At 36.3% G+C, this 24,047-nt stretch carries 23 protein-coding genes; 17 read left to right on the forward strand and 6 right to left on the reverse strand.

What is annotated here, in order from left to right; all coding sequences use genetic code 11:
* Positions 1–446: 446 nt before the first annotated feature.
* From PKC55_RS01330 to PKC55_RS01340, 3 genes are all read right to left on the reverse strand, one after another.
* Positions 447–2,060, reverse strand: coding sequence for an ABC-F family ATP-binding cassette domain-containing protein (locus PKC55_RS01330; RefSeq protein WP_324371523.1), 1,614 nt, complete (start codon positions 2,058–2,060; stop codon positions 447–449).
* A 205-nt stretch (positions 2,061–2,265) separates the two neighbouring features.
* The gene (locus tag PKC55_RS01335; protein ID WP_324371525.1) at positions 2,266–3,702 is read right to left on the reverse strand and encodes a PDZ domain-containing protein; all 1,437 of its coding nucleotides are present in this window, start codon (positions 3,700–3,702) and stop codon (positions 2,266–2,268) included.
* Positions 3,703–3,824: 122 nt separating this feature from the next.
* Complete coding sequence (locus PKC55_RS01340) at positions 3,825–4,913, reverse strand: phosphotransferase enzyme family protein (protein ID WP_291129343.1); 1,089 nt, start codon at positions 4,911–4,913, stop codon at positions 3,825–3,827.
* 197 nt (positions 4,914–5,110) lie between these two features.
* Between PKC55_RS01340 and PKC55_RS01345 the strand changes: the two genes are divergently transcribed.
* From PKC55_RS01345 to PKC55_RS01390, 10 genes are all read left to right on the forward strand, one after another.
* Entirely contained in the window at positions 5,111–5,710 is a 600-nt protein-coding gene (locus PKC55_RS01345; protein ID WP_006843167.1) for a riboflavin synthase, read from the forward strand.
* 3 nt (positions 5,711–5,713) lie between these two features.
* Positions 5,714–6,268: a nitroreductase family protein gene (locus PKC55_RS01350; RefSeq protein WP_291129348.1), complete on the forward strand. Its 555-nt coding sequence runs from the start codon at positions 5,714–5,716 to the stop codon at positions 6,266–6,268.
* Positions 6,269–6,286: 18 nt separating this feature from the next.
* Positions 6,287–6,916: a DUF2238 domain-containing protein gene (locus PKC55_RS01355; RefSeq protein WP_291129353.1), complete on the forward strand. Its 630-nt coding sequence runs from the start codon at positions 6,287–6,289 to the stop codon at positions 6,914–6,916.
* Positions 6,917–6,956: 40 nt separating this feature from the next.
* A complete protein-coding gene (locus tag PKC55_RS01360) occupies positions 6,957–7,889 on the forward strand; it encodes a DMT family transporter (protein ID WP_291129357.1) in 933 nt (310 codons plus the stop codon).
* A gap of 11 nt (positions 7,890–7,900) precedes the next feature.
* Entirely contained in the window at positions 7,901–9,103 is a 1,203-nt protein-coding gene (locus PKC55_RS01365) for a putative hexosyltransferase (RefSeq protein WP_291129360.1), read from the forward strand.
* A 45-nt stretch (positions 9,104–9,148) separates the two neighbouring features.
* A complete protein-coding gene (locus PKC55_RS01370; RefSeq protein WP_283685975.1) occupies positions 9,149–9,658 on the forward strand; it encodes a hypothetical protein in 510 nt (169 codons plus the stop codon).
* Positions 9,659–9,703: 45 nt separating this feature from the next.
* A complete protein-coding gene (locus PKC55_RS01375; protein ID WP_291129365.1) occupies positions 9,704–10,186 on the forward strand; it encodes a hypothetical protein in 483 nt (160 codons plus the stop codon).
* Between the two features lie 110 nt (positions 10,187–10,296).
* Positions 10,297–11,373 (forward strand): tRNA 2-thiouridine(34) synthase MnmA, encoded by a 1,077-nt coding sequence (gene mnmA, locus PKC55_RS01380; RefSeq protein ID WP_291129368.1) that lies wholly within the window; start codon positions 10,297–10,299, stop codon positions 11,371–11,373.
* An 80-nt stretch (positions 11,374–11,453) separates the two neighbouring features.
* Complete coding sequence (locus tag PKC55_RS01385) at positions 11,454–12,089, forward strand: trimeric intracellular cation channel family protein (protein WP_135104934.1); 636 nt, start codon at positions 11,454–11,456, stop codon at positions 12,087–12,089.
* A gap of 163 nt (positions 12,090–12,252) precedes the next feature.
* Complete coding sequence (locus tag PKC55_RS01390; protein WP_135104935.1) at positions 12,253–12,978, forward strand: YebC/PmpR family DNA-binding transcriptional regulator; 726 nt, start codon at positions 12,253–12,255, stop codon at positions 12,976–12,978.
* 59 nt (positions 12,979–13,037) lie between these two features.
* Here the strand turns inward: PKC55_RS01390 and PKC55_RS01395 are convergent, their stop codons facing one another.
* Entirely contained in the window at positions 13,038–14,141 is a 1,104-nt protein-coding gene (locus tag PKC55_RS01395) for a transglutaminase-like domain-containing protein (RefSeq protein ID WP_291129371.1), read from the reverse strand.
* A gap of 311 nt (positions 14,142–14,452) precedes the next feature.
* On the opposite strand from PKC55_RS01395, the gene PKC55_RS01400 reads away from it, so the two are divergent.
* From PKC55_RS01400 to PKC55_RS01415, 4 genes are all read left to right on the forward strand, one after another.
* A complete protein-coding gene (locus tag PKC55_RS01400; protein ID WP_291129373.1) occupies positions 14,453–15,679 on the forward strand; it encodes a M48 family metallopeptidase in 1,227 nt (408 codons plus the stop codon).
* A gap of 74 nt (positions 15,680–15,753) precedes the next feature.
* The gene (locus PKC55_RS01405) at positions 15,754–16,548 is read left to right on the forward strand and encodes a hypothetical protein (RefSeq protein ID WP_291129376.1); all 795 of its coding nucleotides are present in this window, start codon (positions 15,754–15,756) and stop codon (positions 16,546–16,548) included.
* 69 nt (positions 16,549–16,617) lie between these two features.
* Positions 16,618–17,388: a hypothetical protein gene (locus tag PKC55_RS01410; RefSeq protein WP_291129378.1), complete on the forward strand. Its 771-nt coding sequence runs from the start codon at positions 16,618–16,620 to the stop codon at positions 17,386–17,388.
* Positions 17,389–17,542: 154 nt separating this feature from the next.
* Positions 17,543–18,778, forward strand: a complete 1,236-nt coding sequence (locus tag PKC55_RS01415; protein WP_291129382.1) for a CinA family nicotinamide mononucleotide deamidase-related protein — start codon at positions 17,543–17,545, stop codon at positions 18,776–18,778.
* Between the two features lie 129 nt (positions 18,779–18,907).
* Here PKC55_RS01415 and PKC55_RS01420 read toward each other — a convergent pair whose 3' ends face one another.
* Positions 18,908–21,259, reverse strand: a complete 2,352-nt coding sequence (locus PKC55_RS01420; RefSeq protein ID WP_291129386.1) for a carboxypeptidase-like regulatory domain-containing protein — start codon at positions 21,257–21,259, stop codon at positions 18,908–18,910.
* Between the two features lie 261 nt (positions 21,260–21,520).
* Between PKC55_RS01420 and rnpA the strand changes: the two genes are divergently transcribed.
* Together rnpA and yidD are read left to right on the forward strand one after the other, a co-directional pair.
* Positions 21,521–21,949 (forward strand): ribonuclease P protein component, encoded by a 429-nt coding sequence (rnpA, locus tag PKC55_RS01425; protein ID WP_291129389.1) that lies wholly within the window; start codon positions 21,521–21,523, stop codon positions 21,947–21,949.
* Positions 21,946–22,167, forward strand: a complete 222-nt coding sequence (yidD, locus tag PKC55_RS01430) for a membrane protein insertion efficiency factor YidD (protein WP_006843153.1) — start codon at positions 21,946–21,948, stop codon at positions 22,165–22,167. Before rnpA ends, yidD begins: the two co-directional genes overlap by 4 nt.
* Positions 22,168–22,239: 72 nt before the next feature.
* Here the strand turns inward: yidD and PKC55_RS01435 are convergent, their stop codons facing one another.
* The gene (locus PKC55_RS01435; RefSeq protein ID WP_135104943.1) at positions 22,240–22,638 is read right to left on the reverse strand and encodes a hypothetical protein; all 399 of its coding nucleotides are present in this window, start codon (positions 22,636–22,638) and stop codon (positions 22,240–22,242) included.
* A 239-nt stretch (positions 22,639–22,877) separates the two neighbouring features.
* On the opposite strand from PKC55_RS01435, the gene PKC55_RS01440 reads away from it, so the two are divergent.
* Positions 22,878–23,756, forward strand: coding sequence for an AraC family transcriptional regulator (locus PKC55_RS01440; RefSeq protein WP_135104944.1), 879 nt, complete (start codon positions 22,878–22,880; stop codon positions 23,754–23,756).
* Positions 23,757–24,047 lie beyond the last annotated feature (291 nt).

Genomic DNA, 24,047 nt, shown 5'->3' on the forward strand with positions numbered 1-24,047 from the left:
TTGGGATTATAATAATATCTGAAAGGAGTTATACCCAATAACCGCGCTATCCAAAATCCACTTTCACAAGCGGAAATTTAAATCTGTAAGGTCGGTAATAAATAAGGAGACTTACTCGGATATTGGGGGTTACAAATGCCCAGAACACCCTAAATAACTCCTTCCTGATATTCTATCATTTTCCTATCTTTATAAACAGGAAAATATATATTTATGCCACATTATTGGCAAAATTTTACTATTGTGTGTTAGCTACACATCTGTAGCCAATACAAATATAGGCAAATATTTGATATTAACGATAGTAGTTATGTTAAAAATACACGAAGGTGTTAATGAAATGGAAAAATGATAAGTTTTTCGTGTTTATTGTCCTTTTTTAAGGTCGGTATTGATATAAAAAAGCGATAATCCATCTCGGATTATCGCTTTTAGTTATATGTTAATTATTTGTACATCTTGTTTCGTAATGATTTTATATCCTCCGAAGTGATATAATCATCATAATCCATGATCTTGTCGATAATTCCGTTCGGTGTCAATTCTATTACACGATTACAGACGGTTTGTATAAATTCGTGGTCGTGCGACGCCATCAATACATTCCCTTTAAACTGAATGAGTGTATTATTGAAAGCCTGTATCGATTCCAAATCTAAATGGTTCGTAGGTGAATCGAGAACAAGGCAGTTTGCGCTCTTTAGCATCATGCGTGCTATCATACAGCGCATTTTTTCGCCTCCTGAGAGTACTTTTGTGTTTTTTAGTACTTCTTCACCCGAAAACAGCATTCTGCCCAAAAATCCTTTTATATAGATCTCACTTGTATCATCAGAGAATTGTGATAGCCAGTCGATCAGATTCAGATCTTCTTTAAAATAATCACTGTTATCCAATGGTAGATAAGCATTGGTAATAGTTTGTCCCCAGCTGAATGTTCCAGCATCAGGCTTAGCATACTCATTTATTATCTCAAAGAATGCAGTCATTGCACGAGGATCTTTCGAAAGGAAGATAACCTTGTCGTCTTTTTCTATGTTGAAGCTGACATTGTTGAATAATACTTTCCCTTCTATCGATTTGCTCAGCCCGTTTACCTCCAATATCTTATTTCCGGGCTCACGATCAGGTGTGAAGATAATTCCCGGGTATTTGCGAGACGATGGCTTAATTTCTTCAATATTAAGCTTCTCGAGCATCTTCTTACGGCTGGTAGTTTGCTTCGACTTGGCTACATTGGCACTGAATCGACGAATAAATTCTTCCAGTTCTTTTTTCTTTTCTTCAGCTTTTTTATTCTGTTGTTGTTGCTGACGCAAAGCTAATTGGCTCGATTCGTACCAGAAGCTGTAGTTACCCGCAAACATAGTTACTTTACCAAAGTCTATATCTACAGTATGTGTACACACAGAGTCTAAGAAGTGACGGTCGTGCGACACAATCAATATTGTATTCTCTGCATTTGCTAGATAGTTTTCCAACCACATTACAGTTTCAATATCAAGGTCGTTGGTAGGCTCATCGAGAAGCAGGTTGTCAGGGTTGCCAAACAAGGCACGTGCTAACAAAATACGTACTTTTTGCTTACCGCTCATATCGCCCATCATCTGATAGTGCAAATCCTCGGTTACGCCAAGTCCGCTAAGTAGCATTGCTGCGTCATTCTCTGCATTCCATCCCTCAAGTTCGGCAAATCGTTCTTCAAGCTCCGATGCTCTGATACCATCTGCATCCGAAAAATCTTCTTTGGCATACAGAGTATTTTTTTCTTGCATAATATTCCATAGCGTACTGTGCCCTTGCAGAACCGTGTTCATTACCGTTTGATCATCAAACGCAAAGTGATCTTGAGACAATACAGAGAGACGCTCACCCGGTCCTAAAGAAAATGTTCCGGTTGTAGCATCTTTTTCGCCACTAAGTATTTTGAGAAGTGTAGATTTCCCTGCGCCATTAGCGCCGATTATACCATAGCAATTGCCACTTGTAAATTTAAGATTCACGTCTTGGAAAAGTACTCTTTTTCCAAACTGAATCCCTAGATTAGAAACTGTTATCATTATTATTATTCAATTACAGATTATATACGATACAGGATAATATCTCATTACCCAAATGCGGGCACAAAGGTACAAATTATTGGCTGATAATCAAAGCATACCAACCTTTAGCAATAAAATTATATTATAATTTAGACTAAAGACAGTCTCACTCTTCGTTTACAAAGAAATAGCTTTTACTGCTTGTTTCTTATTTATTATATTCTTACAAAGTTCTGATTGTTACAGAATGTCTTATTTCAGGAACGATTTGAAAAATACGTCTTTGTATTCCATCCCAAGCTTCGATTGTGATTTTATTATCCGATTTGTTATTGATATATTTTTCGAAGCCATACAGATAAGAAAATTGCGTAAAATAATCGGGTTTTGTAAATTCTTTCGCAATGTCATTATAGTATCCTGCGCTCCAGAACATACAGTCGGAAAAGCCTTCCGAGTTGGTAAAGCGAGTGGTTTGATCTCTGAATACCATTGTATCATCTATGAAATAACGATATCCGGCAGACAGGACATCTTTGTTGCGTTCAAACTTTCTGTTGTTTACCTTTTCTATAATGTAGCCCGGACGTATACCGGCAATATAAGCAGGGGAATTAAAATCTACATCTTTGATATGTCCCAGATCATCTGCATCATAATAAATCCCTGTATAATTATATTTGTTTGTTTCTACAATATAATTAGCTTCTCTTTTGTTTTGAGTATATGGAAACTGTTTGAGCATCAGTGGTGTATGGAGTTTCACGTAGTCTTCGAGTGAATACTGAGCAGAAAGATAATCTTTGATATTACAATCCCATATTTGAGTTAGCTTCGAATTATCTATGTATTTACGATCATAGAAGCTGAAGCCATACTCCACTACGTATTGAGCCGAAGAGCCTACTTTAGGATCATTGGAGTCAAATATAGGTAGAAGTACCAGTTGATTTTTGTCGCAGTCGTATCTCAACGACATGGGGTTATAATTCGGGTTGTTCAACCCGGTGTATCTGTTGTTGGGCGAGTAGCTGTAATATGCCTGTACTACTATATCCGGATCGGAAGTATCTCTAACCAGACCTTTCGACTGTAATTCTTTTTCTAATAAGGTTGTAATTTGCTTGTCTATAGCCGGCACATTCTTTCCCGCATCATAAAAGTCGTACGTGTGATAATCTGTGAAATCTACATCAGAGTTTGTCTGTACATGTAGCGGCAGCGTAAATATCTGATAATTGGTGTTTTCAAGGCTATAAAAAGAGTATACCTCAGACAACTGCTTTTCGCTTACCGAATTGGTCGCAATACATTTACGCATAAGCGGGTACTCCTTGAAGTAAGTATTCATATTGCGAATTGTAAATTTTACTTCGGGATCGTATTTGTTGTCAAACAGCCAGTTTGCGATGGTCTGATTGTCTCTCAGATATGTGGCCTGCCCATTGATCTCCATTATTATATCATCGATTTTTATTCCTGATTTTTCGGCAGGAGAGTTGGGCTCTACTCCCGTAATAACCAATTCTCCATAACCCCAGTTTTGGTTTCTGCTAACTTCGAATGTTATGCCGTAATAGCAGTTTTTTTCATAGTCTTGGGCTTTTGCGTAAAAGGGAGTTATTAATAAAAGAAGAATAATATAAAGTACTTTGTTCATTTTGGGACCAGATTGAAAAATTAGAGCACAAAGATAGAACTAATAGATTAAATGCATGTTATCTCTTACCGAAAAAAGATAATTCTAAAATTTTCTCTATGCGGGGTAAACTTGTTTTTTTGTTATTTTGCCAATTTATCTATAATTGCCAACATTTGATTGTAATTCTTGTCTATTGATTCTAATAATTTGTATTGTGCACGGGTACGTACTAAATTATGCGTGTCATATTTAACCTTATAATAATTGTCACCGTCTATGTAATCCATCAGGAAGCGAAGCACTTGTTCGAATGTGATATACTTTGCTGAAAATGCAAGGTTCTCTATTTCGGCTGGAGTAAGAAATACTTTTGTCTCGGAGAGGTAGCCTTTGGTGTAACCTTCAAAAATATCCATTTTGAGATACACATTGTCGAGATTTTCATCGTCTTCTTTACCTGCATTTGCATAAGAACGAATGGCGTCACCATAATCATTGAGGCAGATGCTGTTAAGCACCGTATCGAGATCGATTGCACAGAGTACATTTTCTTGTTTGTCGAACAAGATATTGCTTATTTTAGTGTCGTTGTGAGTCACACGCATCGGTAGTTCTCCTGTCTCTGCTTTTGTCCAGAAGTCCAACATCTCTTTTCTGCGGTTCTCTATCCAATCTATTTCCTGCTGTACCTGCGGTTTTCTGCCTACGGGATCTTTAGCCAACACATCATCCCATTGGCTGAAACGTATGCGCATATTATGAAATCCGGGTAGTATATCAGCCAGAGGTTCTTTCATATCAGCCAGCATAGCCTGAAATTTCCCGATACCTTTCCCTCCCTGTGCTGCCAGCTCGGGCGAATCGGCAAATTGATATGTTATCGTATCTTCTATAAATAAGCAAGCTGCCCAATATTCATTTTCTTCGTCTTTGTAATATAACTTTCCTTCGGTTGTGGGAGTAACGGTAAGTGCTTCACGAAGCTGATCTCCACCCTGTTCTTTTATCTTATGCTTTAGGTGTGTGGTTACCTTATGGATATTTTCCATCATGGATGGAATGTCTTTGAATATGTTTTTATTCTTGCGTTGAAGAATATAATTGGGGCTATCTCCTTCTGTTTCTACAAAGAAAGTATCGTTGATAAGTCCCTCTCCCATAGGGCGAATTTCTTTTACTGTTCCATCAAAAGCAAATTTGTAGCCTAAATTTATTAGTGTTTCTTTCATAATGGTAAATGATATAAATAAGGTTGCGCGATTTTTCTGTGATACAAAAATAACGAAATCTTCCTAATTCTAAGCTTGCATTGTTTAGAGAAGAATGTAGAAGGACTACAAAAAGTAAAAATCTATAAATAGACTCTAAATAAATACGTAACTTTATACCGCGAAAAAATTATATAATAAATTAAAGGAAATAAATCATGTTTTCAGGAATAGTAGAAGAAGCAGCAACAGTAGTATCGTTACGTAAAGAAGCCGAAAACCTGCACCTTACAATGAAATGTTCATTTACTCACGAATTGAAGATAGACCAGAGTGTGGCGCATAACGGTGTTTGCCTTACAGTGGTAAATCTGGAGGGAGATACATATACAGTGACAGCTATAAAGGAAACATTGGAGCGCTCAAATCTTGGCTTGCTGAAGGTAGGAGATAAAGTAAATCTGGAACGCAGTATGCTTATGAACGGACGTCTCGATGGCCATATTGTACAGGGACATGTAGACCAGACAGCAAAATGTGTTGAAATCCGTGAAGCAGACGGTAGCTGGTACTTTAAGTTCGAATATGAATTTGACCGGGAAATGGCAAAAAAAGGATATCTTACTGTTGATAAAGGTTCTGTTACTGTTAACGGTGTCAGTCTTACCGTGGTTGATCCTACAAATAATACATTTGAGGTTGCTATTATTCCATATACATATGAGCATACGAACTTCCACCAATTTAAAGTAGGTAGTGTGGTTAATCTCGAATTTGATATTATAGGTAAATATATCAGCCGCATCACTCAACTTTAATAAATGAACAAGGAGGATTTCTACGAACTGGTGAAGCATCGCCAAAGTACGCGAGCTTTTGATACTACACGTGCAGTAGATAGAGAAATTATAGCTCGCATACTTGATGCCGGACGTTTAGCTCCTTCGGCATGCAATGCGCAGCCGTGGCATTTTATTGTAGTCGACGAACCTGAATTGAAGAACAAGGTGGCCGATGCTGCTTCAGCTCGTCTGTTGGGGATGAATCATTTTACGAAGCAAGCTCCTGTTCATATCGTAGTAGTTGAAGAAAAAGTAAATTTGAGTTCGGGAATTGGTGGTATTGTAAAAGACAAGCATTTTGCATTTCTGGATATCGGTATAGCTACCGCACATATTTGCCTTGCAGCAGAAGCTGAAGGTTTAGGTAGCTGTATATTAGGTTGGTTTGCAGAGTCGAAAATGAAGAAATTACTCAATATTCCTGACAACAAGAGAGTGGTACTCGACATTATTATCGGATATCCGGCTCAACCTTTACGAGACAAAAAACGAAAGACTACCGAAGAGGTGACTTCATATAACACATACAAATAGAGTTATTTCACATTTCCTATGGAGAAGAAATATTGGTTTTTTCTTATCATCTTTACCCTGGTAGCAGTTTGGTCGGGGTATCAGCCCTATGAGGCCGGATTATGGTTTTTGGAAGCCGGGATATGCCTTGCGGCAGTCATTGTATTGATGACTACTTTCAAGCGATTTCGCTTTACGGATATGACCTATATTTTTATTCTCATCCATCTTATCATTTTGTTTGTGGGAGCTCATTATTCTTATGCCCGTGTACCGCTGTTCGATTGGGTAAAAGAGGTTTTTGATCAGGACAGGAACAATTATGATAAGGTCGGGCATTTTGCACAAGGCTTTATTCCTGCTATGGTTGCTCGTGAGCTGCTCATACGTTTGGATGTGGTTCGGAAGAAAGGCTGGATTCCATTCTTCGTTATTTGCATTTGTCTAGCAATTAGTGCCTTTTACGAACTGATAGAGTGGTGGACTGCGGTTTTGTCGGGAGACGGAGCAGAAGATTTTCTAGGTACACAAGGGTATGTATGGGATACCCAGTCGGATATGTTTTGTGCTATGATCGGGGCTATTTGTATGCTGATATTCTTTTCAGGATTACAGGATAGGCAAATAAATAAAATGGCTCATCCTGATTATTCAGAAAAAAATAATTAATCAATATTTTTTAGATATACATCTAACTTGTAATTAAATAATGAGATTGACACCAAAACAAGAGGGGAACATTATAATGTTCATTGTGATTTGCGTATTTGCAATCAATATCCCTGTCAACAAATATGTATATTCTCATGGATACCTATCTTCGTTTGGCATGACGCTTATGCGTATGTTATTTGGAGCACTTGCTTTTTGGTTTACTTCTTTATTTACTCCAAAAGAAAAGATAGAGAAAAAAGATATGCTGATTCTGTTTGTCGGCGGGCTTTTTGGTATGGTACTCAATCAGGGGCTTTTTGCTTATGGTCTCAGCCGTACGTCTACTATCGATGCTTCTATAATAACTACAGCAGGGCCCTTATTTGCTATGATTATAGCAGCCATTGTACTAAAAGAACCCGTAACGGCAAAGAAAGTAGGAGGTGTGGTTGTCGGTGCTGCCGGTGCTATATTTTTGGTATATACGAGCCATTTGGGGCATCCCGGGCAGGAAGCGGATATGATCGGAAATTTGTCGGTGGCGAGTGCTTCTTTTTCGTATGCTTTCTATCTGGTAATAACACGTCCGCTGTCAACAAAATATTCACCTATCACATTGATGAAGTGGATGTTCCTTTACTCAGCTATTGTTTTGTCTCCAATTTTTTATAAAGAAATAACAGAGGCTCCGTTATTTAGTCAAAAGGATATATTACCCTATCTGCTTGTCGGGTTTACACTCGTGGGTGCTACATTCTTTACTTATATGATGATTCCATTGGTTCAACGGCGAATAAGACCGACCACGATAGCGATGTATAATAATTTACAACCTCTCATCGCTTCTTTTATCGCAATATCGGTGGGAATGGATAAATTTACAATAGATAAACTGATTGCTGGTATCCTTATTTTTATGGGCGTGTATCTGGTAACAGCAAGTAAATCGAAAGCGGATATAGACAAAGCAACTCAAAATATTAATTAAAATATTAGTGTATGGATTTGGATATATTTAAGAAGACTGGTAAAGTAAAAATAACATGTTTATTGTTGATAGTATTAGGGGTAGTTGTGAGACTATTCTTTTTTGACTATATATACTGTGACTATAAATTCTTTTTGAATGAGTGGGTCGAATATATCAGGAATAATGGATATGCTTATTCATTAAAGGATTCTTTTTATAACTATACGCCGAGTTATATTTACATACTTATATTACTTGCTAAAATTGATGTTTACTCACTTTATAGTATAAAGGTAGTTTCATTACTATTCGATTTTTTAGCTGCTTATTTTATTTCAGCTTTGGTTTATCTTGTAAGTAAAAATAATACGGCCAGATGGATATCGTTTACCCTTGCTACTTTGTTGCCTACAGTTATACTAAATGGAGCACTTTGGTCTCAGTGCGACTCTATTTATTCTTCTTTTGCAATAGGAAGTGTATTCTTCCTGTTGAAACGAAAAAATATTATGTCAATGATATTTCTTGGGATAGCATTCGCCTTTAAGGCTCAGGCTAGTGTCCTTTTGCCATTTTTCTTTATCTATATGATAAGAGGTGGAATAAAATGGTATTACTTCTTTATTATTCCCACTGTGTATGTCTTTTCTTTATTGCCGGCATGGATTATGGGGCGTCCATTAGCGGATTTGATATTAGTATACCAGATGCAGTCTAATTTTGATAATGCATTAGTCTCATTTTTTCCGAATATTTATATGTGGATAGAGAACTTCATCCCAGCGGATAAGATATACGGCATGCTTTTTACTGCAATATTTGTTTTATCAATGAGTTTTATACTTATGCAAAAAAAATACATATTCACACTGGAATCATGGGTAAAGCTTATCTTCTTAAGTTGCATCATTTGCCCTTTTGTCCTACCTGGAATGCGTGAACGTTATATGTATCTCGGTGATTTAATAGCTGTTGCATATATATGTCTTTACCCTAGAAAAGCATACTTGGCTGTAGGGATACTTTTCGTTTCATTTTATTCTTATATAAGAACGCTTAGTTATTTTGGCGTATTTCTTGGAGATAATAATGTTAATCCTTTGAAGGTATTATCTTTTTTTAATCTTATTCCATGGAAAGCTGTATCTCTCTTATATTTAGGTATAATAATGCTGATTGTGACGGATTTTGTGAAATCGTTGAGAACCAATGTGGTCGAAAAAGAATTCTAGTTGAAAATAAAGAGTAAATTTGTAGATTAATATTATTTGAATGTGATGAAGAAAGTAAGAATCATATTGCTATTTATACTTTTGCCATTGGCCTGTTCTGCCCAATTTTTAGGAGTAGGTGTTCAGTATGCCGATGCTAAAGGAAAAGGGAATGACTTCCAGTTTGCAGCCAATGCCTCTTATCCGGTATGGCATAAAAAGAACCCTTTCAATTCTTTTATATCCAGTGGTATCGATTACACGGGAGGGAGCTCACCTGTTGCAGGACTAAACCTGAAACCTATACAGCTTACTAGTTTTATCAGCGAATCGTTATTCAATAAAAATAAGGTAACAGTTCTTGTGGGATGCGATGCAGGTTATTTGTTTAACTTCAGGCATGGTAAGGATGGAATTGTAATCACTCCGAATGTATATATAGATTATAAATTCTTTTTTGCAAAAGCCGGATATGACTTTAATGTGACAGGAAACGAACAGCAGTTCTTTGTCCGTGCCGGATTTTGTTTTGGTATGGGTTCTATCAAGTCCTTTGTGAAAACCGAAATATGGTAATATTCGGATAATAATCATATTTTTAGTATCTGTAAATATAGTATAATGAGGAAAATCTTTTTTGTCTTTTTTATGCTGATGCCTCTCATGGCGTTCGCTCAATATCTAGGTGTTGGCGCTCAGTTTGCACAAAAAGATAGATTGCAGCTTTCAGTAAATAGCTACATCCCTCAGTTTGTGTTGAATGATAAATCCGCACCCATCATATTCGGAATAGGCGGAGGTACAGATTATATTTCTCCTGCTTCGTCATCGGTTTCAGGCTTAAATATAAAGCCTGCTTCATTCTTTGTTATTACAAACAATTATTCTCCATTTACAGCCGCCGTTAAGTTTGATGCGGGTTATAATTTTGGCTTCGGACGTGGTAATGGTATCGTCTTATCGCCTAACCTGTATTTTGACGCTTACATGTGCTATGTTTCGGTAGGTTACGACTACAATACGTTTAATGGCAGAGGTCAATTCTATGTTCGCATTGGAGCCGGGCTGACCTTGGGGCTCTTGAAGTCTCTGGTTAATAGGTGATATATGAGAATCTCATCGCTTAATATCTTATAATAGATAACTCTAAACTTACAACTATTTTTACTAATTTTGCAGATTATTTTATCTCGCATTAATTATCCTTTCAAAGAATGAAAATTGCAGCGTTGGTATCGGGAGGCGTAGATAGCTCTGTGGTTGTACATCAACTTAAAGAACAAGGCTACGATCCTACGATATTTTATATACGAATAGGTATGGAGGACGAACAAGGTTATATTGATTGTCCTGCAGAAGAAGATATAGAAATTACAACATATATTGCTAAAAAATATGGTTGTAAAATGGAAGTGGTATCATTACATGAAGAGTATTGGGAGAATGTAGTGAGCTATACAATAGATGCGGTGAAGCGTGGTCTTACACCCAACCCCGACATGATGTGTAACAAGCTGATCAAATTTGGATGTTTCGAACAAAAATGGGGACACGAGTTTGACAAGATAGCGACAGGTCACTATGCTACAACTACAGAAATAAATAGCAAGACATGGCTGTCGACAGCTAAGGATCATGTTAAAGATCAGACCTATTTTCTTGGACAAATAGATTACCTACAGGTTTCTAAGCTCATGTTTCCGATAGGTAACTTGCTTAAAAGCGAAGTCAGGGCTATTGCTGCACAGGCAGGACTGCCATCGGCTCAACGTAAGGATAGCCAAGGTATTTGTTTTTTGGGTAAGATCAATTATAATGATTTTATTCGCCGATATCTGGGAGAGCGCAGAGGTAAGATTGTAGAGCTGGAAACAGGTAGAATACTGGGTAAGCATGATGGGTATTGGTATCATACCATAGGACAACGCAAAGGCTTAGGGCTGAGTGGCGGACCTTGGTTTGTAATAAAGAAAGATACCAAACGGAACATTGTGTATGTATCTAACGGATATGACCCGGAAACCCAATATGGGAAAGTGGTGAATCTGGCCGGATTTTCTTTTATCACCGAAGATATTTGGGGAGACTTTGAAGGCTCTAAAGATATAACATTCAAGATACGTCATACCCCTGAATTTACCAGAGGCAGAATTGAAAAAATAGGGGACTTATACCGTATATATTCTGATGATAAAGTGCAAGGTATTGCTTCCGGACAGTTTGGTGTGGTGTACGACAGCGACTCTAAACTGTGTATTGGTAGCGGTATGATTGCAAATGATGAAGATTAAATATTTTTTCATATAGTGGCAACGTAGTTTTTTTAGTAAAACTGCCACCTGACACAATTCACAACATAATTCTTTCTACCATGTTCTTTTTTGCTGATTTGACAAACATAGAGGTTGTCGATATAATTGAAGTATTGGGTACAATAGCATTTGCCATCAGTGGTATCCGTTTGGCTTCGGCGAAGCGTTTCGACTGGTTTGGCGCTATTGTCATTGGCTTTGTGACCGCTACCGGAGGAGGAACACTTCGTGATCTTCTTCTCGATGTTCCCGTATTTTGGATGCAGGCGAGCCGTTATATATGGTGTACGCTTTTTGCTTTTATCATAGTTCTTGGTTTTCGTAAATATCTGGTTCATCTTAATAATACGATATTTTGGTTCGACTGTATCGGTCTCGGGCTATTTGTTGTAGTAGGATACGAGAAGGCTTTGGCGCTCGGTTATCCGATATGGGTATGCGTATCTATGGCTACTATAACCGGTATAGTAGGGGGGATAATACGAGATATTCTTATCAATGAAGTCCCGATCGTATTTACTCAGGAGTTATATGCCGTCGCTTGTATTTTGGGTGGAATATTGTTTAGTGTTCTTTATTATTTCGATATCCAGCTGTTGGTGATAGAAGTTTCCACAGCCGTATTTGTAGTGGTGATTCGATTTTTTGCTACCAGATATCATATCAAATTACCGATACTAAAAGGAGAGGATTAGGTAGGGGTTAATTTTTTATACCACTGGTTATACACTTCAGAAATGATATCCATATAGTTTTGGGATGAATATTCTTCATTCAGTAAAATTTAGGAGGTTTGTTCGATAATTTTTATACTTTTGCATAGCAAAAAACAAGATAATAACGATTATATAAATATTTATGGGAAGAGCGTTTGAATACCGCAAAGCGACAAAGCTGAAACGCTGGGGGAATATGGCCCGCGTATTTACTAAGTTGGGGAGACAAATTACTATAGCTGTGAAAGAAGGCGGTCCCGAGCCGGATACCAATCCTCGTCTTCGTGTATTGGTACAGCAGGCAAAAAAAGAAAATATGCCTAAGGAGAACGTAGAACGTGCCATCAAAAAAGCTACATCGAAAGATGAGGCTGACTATAAAGAGGTGGTATATGAAGGATACGGACCTTTTGGTATTGCTATAGTAGTAGAAACTGCGACAGACAATCCTACCCGTACGGTGGCTAATGTGCGTAGCTACTTCAATAAGCATAACGGATCTCTTGGTACATCAGGTAGCCTTGAGTTTTTGTTCGACCATAAATGCGTATTTAAAATTGCACCCAAAGAAGGTGTTTCGTTAGAAGACCTAGAGCTCGAATTGATCGATTATGGTGTGGATGAATTAGAACACGATGAAGACGATATTATCCTTTATGGTGAATTCAAATCTTACTCCGAAATCCAAAAATATCTTGAAGAAAACGGCTATGAAATTCATAGCGCCGAATTTGAACGCATTCCGAACGATCTGAAAGAACTAACAAAAGAGCAGCAGGAGCAAATCCAGAAGTTGCTGGATAAGTTTGAGGACGATGATGATGTTCAGAATGTTTTCCACAATATGAAAGAAGACTTCGAAGAATAAGAAAAAATATATTAAAATAGAAAAAGCTGTAAAATTAAGATTTTACAGCTTTTTTTATTTTAGTAAGGCTTACTATAAAAGTCAAGCACCGAATGGCTATAAACACAATAGTCTATAGGGAACTTTCGTTGGAAAATAGTAGGATTTTTAGCTCCTATTGGTACAAGCATTATATCCGATTTGCCATTTATTTTGATTTTATCCTCTTTAGGTATATTTTCTCTATTATCAAACTTGTGCGAAAAGTAGTATAAATAGGGATATATCCATGCTATATATTGATCAGGATTGAGTTCTTTATCGTCAGATAGTATCTGTATATCTTTTTTTTCTGTTATAGCCTTTTGTAATTCTATGGCATTCAATGGTATCTCGTTTAAGCAGAAGATGGCGTCCCATTGAGGATCTACCATTACCCATTTGTCGAAGTCGTTCAAAAAAACTTCCATTACTACATGTCCTGCCCCGGATGGGGTTGTTTCCACGTCTTTTCTCTTTAGTGCTAATGTGCGGGATGGCAGCCCTATGGCGTTCAGACAAGCTGTTGTTACTATCCCGTATTCTACACAACGAAACTGTTGACCTTTCTTTACTTCTTCTAGAATATATAATGCGTCATTTTTTTCGGGAGTATTGTATCCATTGTGTTTCCAGAGCTTATGTACCCATGACGATATATTTCGCACTTTCTCCAAGTCTGTTTTACCTTTGGCTGCAATGCTATCTATTGGATACTCTTTTTTCAATCGTTCCAAATATGGGTTATTCATTTCACTTTCATAAATGAATTTGAGGTCACTATTTTGTTCTACTGTATCAAAAGTTATCTCATTTGTTTCGATACCGTTTTGAATAATGATAACCAAAGGCTTCATTCCGGCTTTTTCTATATTAAATGTGAACTTGCTATTTTCCGGAATGCGTGCTTTTACACTGTCAGTATCTGTATAAAGAGAAAAATCAAGAGGATTAATGTTGATCGGAACTTTGATAGTATCGCTTCTCTGATCCGAAAATGGCATTGATTCATTTGATATTGATCCATTTACAATGATCTTTACTGTTTCAGAATTAGCCTTTATGGTGGTACTACTGTTTGATTGGGCATATAAACAATATGATGCCATGATCATATAACAAATAAATAATGCAATTCTTTTCATAATTTTATTAATTGTGTTTCATATATGACGAAGATGGAATGTAAATAGTTACAAATTATATCAGATATTTTCGTTTAAATTGTTTTTTGCCGAGGGGAGGATATATATATATATATATATATATATTATAACTGTCGCTATCTGTTTCACTTCTCTTGCTCTCAATATATCCGTTTTTCATTTATTTGTTATGATAAATATATAGATTTGTTTGCAGTGGCAAATAGGTGCTCCAAATTTATTTTAATGAGGGAATTTAATTTTTACTTTTCTATCTTTGCATACTATCATTTTAAATTTAAAAATAAATTATGTCGTTATATTTGAGTATAATATTACTAATTGTAGTCCTCAATTTTGTATGGACACAATATCTTGCTTACCGTAACAGGAGGCGTATGAGTCCCGAAATTCCTTCTCAGTTGGAGGGGATTTATGATGATGAAGAATATGCAAAGCAACAGGCTTACCAAAAGGAAAATAGTCGTTTTGGGTTATATGGCAGTTTTTTTTCTTTTTCAGTACTTTTCTTAGTGTTGGTCTTCGGCCTTTTTGGCTGGTTGGATGAATTCCTAAGGCAATTTATTAGTAATAAAATATTATTGACACTTTCTTTCTTTGGAGTGATCTATCTGATCAATGAGATTTTGAGTCTCCCATTCGATTATTATAATACGTTTGTCATCGAAGAACGGTTTGGATTCAATAAGTCTACCAAAACTATTTTCTGGCTCGATCAACTAAAAGGACTTTTGTTAGCAGTTGTTTTGGGAGGAACTATTCTGGCTCTTATTACATGGCTGTATACTGCAATCGGCGAATTGGCGTGGCTCTATGCCTGGGGTGCTATTACTGTGGTCTCTTTGTTTATGACCTTATTTTATTCCAATATAATTGTGCCATTATTTAATAAGCAAACGCCTTTAGGGGAAGGTGAATTGCGTGATGCAATTGAGACTTTTGCTCAAAAAGCAGGATTTGCAATTAACAATATCTATGTAATGGATGCTTCTAAGCGTTCGACCAAGGCCAATGCTTACTTTACAGGATTTGGAGCAAAGAAACGTATTGTTTTGTTTGACACGTTAATAAATGATTTAGATAAAGACGAAATTGTAGCTGTACTAGCCCATGAGATAGGACATTACAAGAAGAAACATACACTGCAAGGTATGTTTATTTCTATTTGTTATACAGGAATCATGTTGTTTTTACTGTCATTGGTTCTCGATAATAAAGATATTGCAATAGCTTTGGGTGGCCAATCTGCATCGTTTCATCTAGGTCTTATAGCTTTTTCTATTTTCTTTACTCCCGTTTCTTTTGTTATTAATGTGCTTTCGAGTATTCATAGCCGTAAAAATGAGTATCAAGCAGATGGTTATGCAGCCGGATTTGGGTTGGCTGATTCACTTATTAGTGGGCTAAAGAAATTGTCGGTCAAATCATTAAGCAATCTGAATCCCGATTCATTATATGTGTTTTTTAATTATTCGCATCCTACATTATTGCAGCGTATAAAAGCAATGAAAAAATAAGAATCTCATTTAAACCTTTATTATCGGCTTAGATCTTATAATTATACACAATGTTGTACTTAATATAATACACTATGAAACGCATATATATAATTCTTGTTTCTGCTCTTATAAGTATGAGCCTTTATTCTCAACCGGGTAGAGATAGAGACGTAAGGAAAGATTACCCGATGGATCAATACCAAAGAAATATCAGCAGGGATATTTTTGGCTATTTACAATACGAAAATAGTAGGGGAGAAAGAGCTTCGCTAAAAAAGGACGTTTTCGACAACTGGATATATAGTGACAATAGAAATAACGAAGTAAAATACTCTAAAGAATATTGGAATTCTATACTTCAAGATTTTCATCAAAATGATAAAAGGATCTTTCTATGGTTGATAGAAATGTATGCTCATCAGTCAAATTATAAAGAAGAGTACAAAGTCGATATTTTTGGTTATCAGCAATACGAAAACAACAAAGGACAGAGAGCCTCTCTCAAAAAGGATATTTTTGACGCATGGGTATACAGCGATAGTAGGAATAATGAAATAAAATATTCGAAAGAATATCGCGAAGATATGCTTCGTTACTCTTATTACGATGATATGGACGCTTTTTTTCGGTTCAAAGATATGTGCGAAAACCTGTCAAATTACAAAGAAGAATACAAAATAGATATTTTCGGTTATCAGCAATATCAAAACAATCAGGGAGAAAAAGCATCATTGAAGAAAGATATTTTCGACAGAATGGTTTATGAAGATAATAAAGGAACGAAAATAGAACTTGATGAAAGAGACTGGTCTAGATTATTGAGAAAATATCATTCGGATAAAGAAGTGTTTATGATGTTTATCCAGCGTTATTTATTCGATAACTGATTTATGGAATTTCACTGTCTTTTTTCTCTATTAATATCGGAACGATATTAAAAACTTAATGATGATGCCATGAGAAAAAGAATATTTTTTCTAATCAGCTTCTTTCTGTTCACTTTTTTCTTGTTTGCTCAGGAAGTACAAACTATACATGTAATGGTTGCCCTCTGTGATAATAAATATCAGGGAATCGTAAAAGTACCGAAGCGAATAGGTAACGGACAAGATCCTGATAATAATTTATATTGGGGTTGCGGATATGGCGTTCGCACATACTTTAAGAAGAGCCCTGATTGGCAGGAAGTAAGACATTATAAAAGCGCAGATGATATCTGTCTGGAACGAATTGTTTTCAAGCATAAGACAAAAAACTACTATCTTGTTGCAGATGCTTATGACGGAAGATATATAAGTGATTGTACTATCGATTTTCTTAAGGCTTGTGCCGGTAGTAAGAAAAATACAATAAAGCTTGATGATAAGACAATATTGGGGTTGTATGGCGATGCTAAGCTGGTGGCGTACATCGGCCATAACGGATTAATGGATTTTTCGCTGGCTAATAGATATCAAAATACAGATGGGAAAAAGCGGGATGCAATTATTCTAGCCTGCTATAGTAAACGATATTTTTCACCTTACTTGCAATCAGCCAAAGCCGAACCTTTACTATGGTCAACTCACCTAATGAGCCCTGAAGCATATACGTTGCATGATGCTATAGCTGTATATATAAACGGAGGTACATCTGCATCTATCCGTGAGGCTGCAGCTATGGCCTACAATAAATATCAGAAGTGCGGGATGAAGGGTGCTCGAGGATTATTAGTTACAGGATTTTAGACATTTTTCTGATATATAGTTCATTTGTGAACATTCTGTAAATTATCTAATCTGTGGTATTTCATTTCTGAAGTATTTGTTGCCGAAATAAGCTTTTATAGTACATTTGCATCTGTCAAATTGAAAATAAAAGTTTGTAAAATTTCAGATAGAAATGAAAGCAGCAATAGTTACAATTGGTGATGAAATTCTGATAGGCCAGATTGTGGATACAAATTCTGCATGGATGGCTCAGAATCTTACACTAGCCGGATTTGAGGTAGAAGAGATGCAGTCGATAGGCGACGATGCTCAGCAAATAAAAGATACGATAAGCGATGTTTTTCAGCGTGTTGATGTCGTATTGATGACAGGAGGTCTTGGACCTACGAAAGATGATATAACGAAGAAAACCCTTTGCGAGTATTTTGATACCACATTAGTTTTTGACGATGCTGTACTGGATAATATAAAGAATGTAATATCTAATTTTACATCCCTAAACGAATTGACTCGCAATCAGGCTTATGTACCTAAAAATTGTACCGTGATACAAAACAGGGTAGGTACAGCTCCTATTACATGGTTCGACTATAAAGATAAAGTGCTCGTTTCTATGCCGGGTGTACCTCACGAAATGAGATATGTAATGGAAAACGAGATACTTCCCCGCCTAAAGAACAAGTACGATATCGAGGCATACATCAAAAGAGTGTTTATTGTAAAAGGCTATACTGAATCTGCTTTGGCAATGTACATTGCCGACTTCGAAGATAATCTGCCGCAAGGTTTTGGACTGGCATATCTTCCTTCTTTGGGACTGATGAAGCTTCGCTTGTTCGTCAGGGGAGAACATCGTTTGCGGGAGATGGAGGCAGAGGTTAAAAAACTACAAGCATTACTGGGCGATACTATTATAGCAGAAGAGGATATTACTCCCGAAAAAATACTCGGAGCAAGGCTTTTCGAAAAAGGGCTTACCTTAGGCACTGCTGAAAGTTGTACAGGTGGAAATATTGCACATATGATTACATCTGTTTCAGGTTCTTCCAATTATTTCAAAGGTTCAGTCGTTTCTTATGCAAATGAGGAAAAAGTAAATGTATTGCATGTTTCTCAAGAAAATATAGATAAATATACAGCTGTAAGTGAAATTGTAGCTACACAGATGGCAAAGGGTGCACAAAATCTCTTAAATGTAGATTGTGTAATAGCTACTACCGGAATAGCCGGGCCCGATGGCGGTACAGAAGAGAATCCTGTGGGTACGGTATGGGTATGTACTGTATACAAGAATAGAAGCATTACAAAAAGGTATCAGTTTGGGAAATATCGAGAATCCAATATTATACGAGCGTCCAATAATGGGATGTTGCAACTGCTCGAAATGATAGATAACGATACATATTAAATTGCACTTCTTTATATATAAATAAGGAAAGAGAAAAAATATTGCCTCTCCAAACATCACGTCTGTAGAGGCAATTTGTAAACACAATCAATATTAAGTTAATCTTAATATTATATTATTGTGGGGACCTTATTTTTTCGATCCCGACATGATACCTGCGTCCGTATCATCATTATTCAATCGTTTGTTACCTGCTTTGTACTGGCGTCCGAAGTTGAAGTTTATTGTAAAATTTATTACAAATATCTGTTTCAGATTATCAGTATACACCAACGATTTGTTTGGTGTCAGAGCCGAATAATTGCGGCTGCCTTGCGAATAACTTTTTGCAAATGGATTAAACATTCCTCCGGTAAGACTCCATTTTACTTTTTCCAGCCCTAATAGACGGCTTTCGTCTGAATATCCTACCGATACAATATGAAGGCGTTCTCCTCTTTCCATTGTTTCGCCCCAGAAGCTATTCCAGCGTGTATATACATCTCCTGATAAAGACCATTTTTTATAATTGAATGTAGCAGAACCTCGCACCTGCCACGAGCTATACGTATGAGTAAATTCTTCCCCATAGCTTATATATCGGTTGAATCCGGGTGTAACGGATAGTGTGAGATATTCGCCAAAGGGTTTTAATTTGAATGTTGCCTCGGTATTTAATCTATGGAATCCTTTCTGATTGATATTTGTACGAACGAATTTACCTTCTTCAAAAGTTACTTGTTCCATGATTGGCTTATGATCGTAACTATATCTCATAAAGAATTCTGCCCCGAATATTCCTTTGTTATATCCGCCCGTTAGTGTATGGGTATAATACCATACTGTCTGGAGGTTAGGATTACCCTTGCGTATCTGTAATGAGTCAATATCTTGTTCCACATTGTTCAAGTCCGACAATGAAGGAGAATATCCTGATATGTATCCATTGTATCTGATATATGCATTATCGTTAATATTATAAGATACACGAACATTTGGGCGGAAGATATATTTTTCGTTATGGTTTTCTCCTTGACTATTATAGTTACGCATTACGCCCAACCCTAACGAATAGTTAAACTTATTCTTTTTAAATTGGAACTCTGCATAGCCGTATGTTTCAGCAAAGTTGAGTCCTACATTGGCGGCAACATTTCCTTCGTAACTATTGTTCGTGTAACTTTGGGTATGTTTCAGTCCGGCTGATATCTTTCCTGCTTTCAGTGTTTTCTCATATATACCTTCCGCTATTAAGGAGTATTTATCTCCAAGTACTGATGAATATATATCTGTATTCAGTATACTGTTTCTACGTTCCTGATACGAACGTGTAGATTTAGAGTCGATATATGTGCCTACTAAATTGAATATCAAAAGCTGATCGTTCTTTAGGTTTCGTTGGTAATACAAGTCTAACGAAGGAGCATAACTTCTCCATGTCGAATGATCGGAGATTGACAGAGGGTTATTGTTATCCGAAGAGTAGATCATACTGTTTCTGTCTGAAAACTGATTCGGTGTTTTCTGATAATTATTTCTTAATGTTGCGTTAAACATGTATTTGTCCGCTTCATTCAAGCTATAATTCAGTGCAACGTTCAGCCTATCGTCTTTAAATGTTGTTGGTTGCCCTTCTTCTGTGCGAGTCAATGTTTTGTCGGGAAATACAAATGTCTCCTCATTTTCGCGTGTCCATTCTATATTTCTGCGCGACCAATATGCATTAACCCCAAACTCAGACTTCTTATGATTTACTTTCGCTGAAAGAAAATTCTCGCCCCAGCCCAATCCTCCAAATGGGACATTAGCCAGATTCGCCGATACATTTCCTCCCGAATCTCTGCGACGTGTGATATAATCGATAACAGCACCTACATTCCCGTAGCGCATTCCCGGATCGTCATGATATTCGATACGGATTATATCTTCGGGCTGAATAGCTGTAATCTCTGCGATAGTTACTTCTACTCCATTGATGCGAAGCTGTACGGCATCACCACCCGGCAAGGTAATTGTATTGTTCAAAGGGTTTACGATAATACGTGATAACTGAAGATTACGTAGTAGTGTAATACCGCTATTCGATGCTTTTATCTGTGCATCGGATGGGATAATTACTTTCCTGTCGGGTTTTTGTATAACTGCATTTGCTGTTACTGTTACATCTTTGAGTGCTATATCAGAGGATTTCAATGGTACATTTCCCAGATCTGTGTTTTCAATAGCATTCTTAACAGGAATATACCTTTTCCCATATCCTACAAATGTGGCTGATAATATATAGTCACCTGTGGGGATGTTATTAAACGCAAATAGACCTTTTGTATCTGATGATGCGCCTGCTACAAAACTTGAGTCTTGTTTCAGCAGTGCTATGTTTGCAAATTCTATAATGTCATGAGTATCTGTATCAACTACGGTTCCTGATATATTAATCTGACCTAACAGTGTTGATGAGACGATTATAAATAGTGCGGCTAGTATTATTAATCTTTGTTTCATATTCCTTATTCCTTACATATTGATTTGTTGTATCGAGCTCGTTACTTTTATGACGTAGTTGCCTCGAAAAAGGTTACATGTAAAAATGAATTTTTCTATATATTCTTATCTGAAGATTAAAAAATACGAATGGATTTGTGTTTTAATATTCTGTTTATATGTGTGTTGTGTTTTGTGTAAAAATATTTTCCTTTGATAGCTAAAGAGCAAGAATGTTTTTTGAAAATTATTTAATGTATCTTTGCTTCTTTAGAAAAAGTGATGACAGAAGCATATTCTACCGATTGTAAAAAGACATTTTCGAAACAAGAGAAGCTTTGTAGTACGAAGGCTATTGAGAACATTTTTGCAAATGGAGATTCTTTTGTGGCTTATCCTCTACGAGTTGTTTATTTATTGACTGATGAGGATAATAAGGAGAATCAGTATGCTTCGGTGATGATAAGTGTGGCTAAGAAAAAGTTTAAACGAGCGGTAAAGCGCAATAGGGTAAAACGCCTGATAAGGGAAGTTTACAGATTAAATAAATCATCATTGTCGGAACTGTTACAAACTCATAACAAGCGTTTGGATATTGCTTTCTTGTATTTAAAGACAGAATTACCTACGTATGCTGAGATAGAGAAGGCGATGCAAAAGGCTCAACTCTTATTATCCGATAAGATTAGGAAAATAGAACAAACCGAATGAAGAAGCTATTATCCTGGATATTGTTGTTGCCTGTATATTTCTACAAATACAGTATCTCGCCTATGCTACCCCCCTCGTGTCGTTATACACCTACATGTTCGGAATACGCAATTCAGGCAATAAAAAAATACGGACCATTCAAAGGTTTTTGGTTGGCGACAAAGCGTATTGCTCGCTGCAATCCTTGGGGTGGACATGGGTATGATCCAGTTCCTTAAAATAAAAAGAACCCCCTTCGATTTGTTGAGAGAGTTCTTCTTTTATTACTCAAGTGTTATTAAATGTCAAAATTAAATATTGATAGCTTTCTCAGTTTTTATTTTCTGTATTTCCTTTTCAGCTTTCATCTTAGCTTTTAGTTTAGTCTTTTCAGCTTTCTCCTTGGCTTTTGCTATAGCCTTATCTGCTTTTTTCTGAGCATCCTCAGCTCCTTTTTTCGAATCTTTTTCCATTCTTTTTTTAGCGTCGTCTGCGGCTTTTTTAGTATCAGAATCTATTTGCTTTTTTGCCTTTTCTATTTCCTGCTCCATTTTTTTATCTGCATCGGCAGCATCTTTTGCGGCTTTAGTTCTTATACTTTCTATTTTAGCTGCGGTTCTTTCGCTGATAACGATTTTTTCTTGAGCTTTGATCGTTGTGACGGTTGTCATTGCTGTTAATATAAACAGACTGACTATTAATTTTTTCATAATTGTAAGTAATTAAATGTAGTTTACGATTGGTTCAATTAATTAGTTTGTTTAAATGTTTTCAATATTGTGTAGGATAAATGTAATGAAAAAAATACAAATTGAAATTTTTTATGTTTTTATTTAATATTCTGTATGTTGCATTATGTTGTGTTATATTTTTTGCATAAATATATTTGTTTTTTCGGAAACAATGTTTTCTTTTGAGAAAAATATGAATATTATAACATTAAAATACAATGAAAGACTCAATATTGAGAGAGGTCACTCCTCTATCGCAAAGGGACTGTTTCATGATTTTTTCGCGTATAAAACAGCATTTTACATTTCCTATTCATGTCCATGCCGAGTTTGAGCTGAATTTTATAGAAAATGGAGCGGGAGCAAGACGGGTAGTCGGCGATAGTATAGAGGAGATTGACGATTTAGAACTAACCTTAATCACCGGGTCTAGCCTTGAACATGGTTGGCTCGATCATAAATGCCAGTCGAAAGAGATAAAGGAAATAACAATTCAGTTTCATGGTGACCTTCTGAATGAACAGCTTTTGCAGAAAAATCAATTCAGGTCGGTAAAAGAGATGTTTGAGAAAGCCATTTATGGGGTTACCTTTTCGAAGGAGACCATAAAGCAAATAAAAGACAGGCTATATTCTCTTGCTTCGGAACATGAGGGAGCTCATTCTGTTTTAAATCTGTTTGGTATCCTATCCGATTTGTCTTTATCGCCTATGCGCGAATTATCCAGCCGATCGTTTAATGAACATACGCAAAATTATGATAGCAGGCGGATAGAACGTGCTTACAATCATATGTTGGAAAATTATAGTAAAGAAGTCCGGCTTTCCGATGTCGCAAATTTGGTCGGGATGACCGAAGTTGCTTTCAGTCGTTTTATAAAACAGCGTACAGGGCGTAATTTTATAGACTCGTTGAATGATATACGCTTAGGGCATGCTACGCGTATGCTGGTTGATACTACCCATAGTGTTGCTGAGATTAGCATTGTGTGCGGGTTTAACAATCTGTCGAACTTTAATCGTATATTCAAAAAGAAAAAAGGATGTACTCCACGTGAATTTAGAGAAAATTATAAAGAGTCTAAGTTTTTTGTGTAATAATACTTTTTTGTCAATTTATGATATTTTTTTGATTTCGACCTAATGCTTTTTCTATATGTGTCAGCTGAAAAATATTATTATTATCCTTTGTGAATAATCCTTATTTATATAATATGTATCTTATAATTAGATGCTAAAGTAGATTCTGTGCTTGCTAGCGAAAGAGTCTACTTTTTGTTTTTGATAATAAAGTATTACTATGTGATAATATAGTATTTGTTATATTTTATTATCATAAATACATTTGTATTACGCTAAGAAGCAATATGAGAATAAAGCAAATCTAAC

Origin of the sequence: Dysgonomonas sp. (assembly GCF_035323175.1) — a bacterium.
Classification (GTDB): domain Bacteria; phylum Bacteroidota; class Bacteroidia; order Bacteroidales; family Dysgonomonadaceae; genus Dysgonomonas.